General features: G+C 74.2%; 2 protein-coding genes and 1 pseudogene. 1 reads left to right on the forward strand and 2 read right to left on the reverse strand.

What is annotated here, in order from left to right:
- Window positions 1-210: 210 nt before the first annotated feature.
- Window positions 211-426, forward strand: coding sequence for a hypothetical protein (locus JS521_RS33920; RefSeq protein ID WP_205086727.1), 216 nt, complete (start codon window positions 211-213; stop codon window positions 424-426).
- 52 nt (window positions 427-478) lie between these two features.
- Here JS521_RS33920 and JS521_RS33925 read toward each other — a convergent pair whose 3' ends face one another.
- Both JS521_RS33925 and JS521_RS33930 read right to left on the reverse strand, forming a co-directional pair.
- Window positions 479-1930: an ABC1 kinase family protein gene (locus tag JS521_RS33925; protein ID WP_205086728.1), complete on the reverse strand. Its 1452-nt coding sequence runs from the start codon at window positions 1928-1930 to the stop codon at window positions 479-481.
- A 63-nt stretch (window positions 1931-1993) separates the two neighbouring features.
- Window positions 1994-2764, reverse strand: a pseudogene (locus JS521_RS33930) (ThiF family adenylyltransferase); the annotation flags it as partial.

Consider the following 2764-nt stretch of genomic DNA (forward strand, 5'->3'; position numbering starts at 1 on the left):
CCCGCCGGCGCGCGCCCCCCCCCCCCCCCCTCGGGGGGGCCGCCCTTCCCCCCCCACCCCCCCTCGCCGCGCGCGCGCCCCGCGGCCCCCCCCCCCCCCCCCCCCCCCCCCCCCCCCCCCCCCCCCCCCCCGCGGGGGCCGCCCCCCCCCCGCCCCCCCCCGCGGTGCGTTGTGCCCTCGGCGATCCGGTCACGGGGATATCGTCAGGAGGTGGACGAGGAGACCCATCCCCCCGAACAGCCCGCCGAAGGAAGCGCCGAAGGAAGCACGGTGTGCGCCCGGTGCGGCACGGTCGCCGAAGGCGACACCGTCCCCGTGACCTGGCTCAGCGCCGTGGAGGACGGGCGGCGCCTCCACTTCTGCGAGAGTTGCGCCCGCCTCCACATCCGCGCGATCGAGAGCCGCCTCGACTCCCTCTGGTGGTGACCGACCGCCGGATCCTGCTGCTGTCCCGGCCCGAGCCCGCCCGGGCCGGACCTCAAGCCTGGACGGTCTCGCCCTCCGGTTCGCCCTCCTCCTCGGCGTACTCCGTTCCCTCCGCGCTCTCCGCCTCCGGTTCCTCGGCGAGGAACCCCGGCAGCCACGCTTCGAGCTCGTCGCGCAGTCGGACCGTCGCGCCGAGCTGGCACAGCACCCCGATCGTGCTGAGCGTCACCCGGTGTATCAGGACGTAGGACGGGGGGAGGTTCAGCTGCCTGCCGAGCTGATGGGCGGGGGAGCGCGGATCGGCTATCCGGGCCGCCTGGTCACGGATCCAGCCACGGGTGAAGATGAACTCCTCCACCTGCGTGGGCTCGATGATCGGGAGCAGATAGTCGAGGACCTCGTCCGGGTCCAGGTCGATCGACTCCTTCACGAAGTTCTCCTCGCGCAGCAGCCCGTACACCCCCGCCGCATCGCCCTCCAGCGTCAGCCGCAACGAGTCGCCGATGGTCTGCGGCAGCCCGCCCGGAAGCCGGTCGACCGTGCCGAAGTCCAACACCCCCAGCCGCCATGAACCGGCCGGGCCGACCGGGCCGCCTTCCTCCTGTGCGTCCTCCTGGCCCTCCGCCACCGGCGGCAGCAGCCGGAAGTTGCCCGGATGCGGGTCGGCGTGCAGCAGGCCGGTCCGGGCCGGGCCGGAGAAGAGGAAGCGGGCCAGCAACTGCCCCGCACGGTCCCGCTGGTCCGCCGTACCTTCCACGATGACCTCGGACAGCGGGATCCCGTCCATCCACTCCGTCACCAGCACCTGGTCGGACTGGTGCACCACCTGGGGGATCACCACATCCGGGTCGTCCGCGAACTCCTCCGCGTGCTCCCGCTGCGCCTGTGCCTCCAGCTCGTAGTCCAGCTCCTCCGACACCCGGTCGCGCAGCTCCTTGATCAGCGGCTTGATGTCCATTCCCGGGACCAGCGGACCGAGCAGCCGGGCGAACCTGCTGAGTTGCGCGAGGTCGGAGAGCAACGCCTCGCCCGCGCCGGGATACTGCACCTTCACGGCGACCTCGCGGCCGTCGTGCCACACCGCCCGGTGCACCTGCCCGATCGAGGCGGCAGCCGCCGGGGTGTCCTCGAACTCCAGGAAATACTCCCGCCAGTCCTCCCCGATCCGTGTCGCGAGCACCTCGTGGACCGTGCGCGCGGGCAGCGGCGGCGCGGCCTCCTGGAGCTTGGTCAGCGCGGCCCGGTAGGGGCCCGCGATCTCCTCGGGGAGAGCCGACTCGAAGACGGAGAGGGCCTGGCCCAGCTTCATGGCCCCGCCCTTCAGCTCACCCAGGGTCTTGAACAACTGGTCCGCCGTGCGCTGCTGCACCTCACGGGCGACCAGCTCGGCCGACTTCCCGCCGATCCGCTTGCCCAGACCCCAGGTGGCACGGCCGGCGAAGCCGAGCGGAAGCGCGGCCAGCTTGGCCGTACGCGTAACCGCCTTCCGGGGAAGATCAGACATGTGCCCCTCCAGTTCCCAGACTGCCGTGCCGCTCGGCCTCCGGCGGTGCTCCGGGGACGGCGGTCACCCCGCCATTGTGTCCTGCGCCGGAACGGCACCGGAGGCCCGTTCCCCTCCAGCGCCCGCGGCCGCCCCGCACGAGCAGTCCGCGTGCGGGCCGATCTGCTCGGAACGCCAGTCCAGCAGTGGCAGAGCGGCCTCCCAGCGTGCTCCGGTACAGGCGGGGAGGTCCCCGTCCAGGAACGCCAGGGCATGGGCCGCGGCGAGACCGGCGACCGCCGTCGCGAGCCCCAGATCGCAGGCGGGCACCGCTCCCCGCCGGCCGGAACGCCACTGCGCCAGCATCCGGGGCCACTGCGGATCCCGGTCCGCACGGTGCAGCTCCAGGCAGCCCGCGCAGCCGGTACCCCCGGGCAGGACGAGCGGCCCGACCACTCCGGTGGCCTCGATCACCCCCGCATAGAGATGAGGAGTGCCCGAGGCGATCCAGGGACCGGCCGTGTCCGCGACGGGTGCGTACACCGCGAGGCCGTCCCGGGGCGCGACGATGATCAGGGACAGGCCGGGCGGCTGCCCGGCGCTCACCGCCAGACCGGCTCCGGCCAGACCGGCCCCTGCCAGACCGGCTCCCGACGAGTCGGCTCCTCCTCCCTCGCCCGTCCTCGCCCGCCGGGGAGCGGGCCCGGGGGCGGAGCGGCGGACGAGTCGGCGGGCTGCCACATCACGCCGTTCCCCCACGGACTCCGGGGGAAGGCCCCCGGGCGCCACGTCCCAGGGCTCGGTCCGGCCCCCGTCGAGCACCTCCACCTGCCCCACCCCCGCACCGGACAGCAC

The sequence above is a fragment of the Streptomyces durocortorensis genome, from assembly GCF_016901035.1.
In the GTDB taxonomy this organism is placed as follows: Bacteria; Actinomycetota; Actinomycetes; order Streptomycetales; family Streptomycetaceae; genus Streptomyces; species Streptomyces durocortorensis.

Bases quoted from the DNA above. Each gene is read 5' to 3' on its own strand.
- JS521_RS33925 (WP_205086728.1), bottom strand. From the start codon at position 1,930: ATGTCTGATCTTCCCCGGAAGGCGGTTACGCGTACGGCCAAGCTGGCC.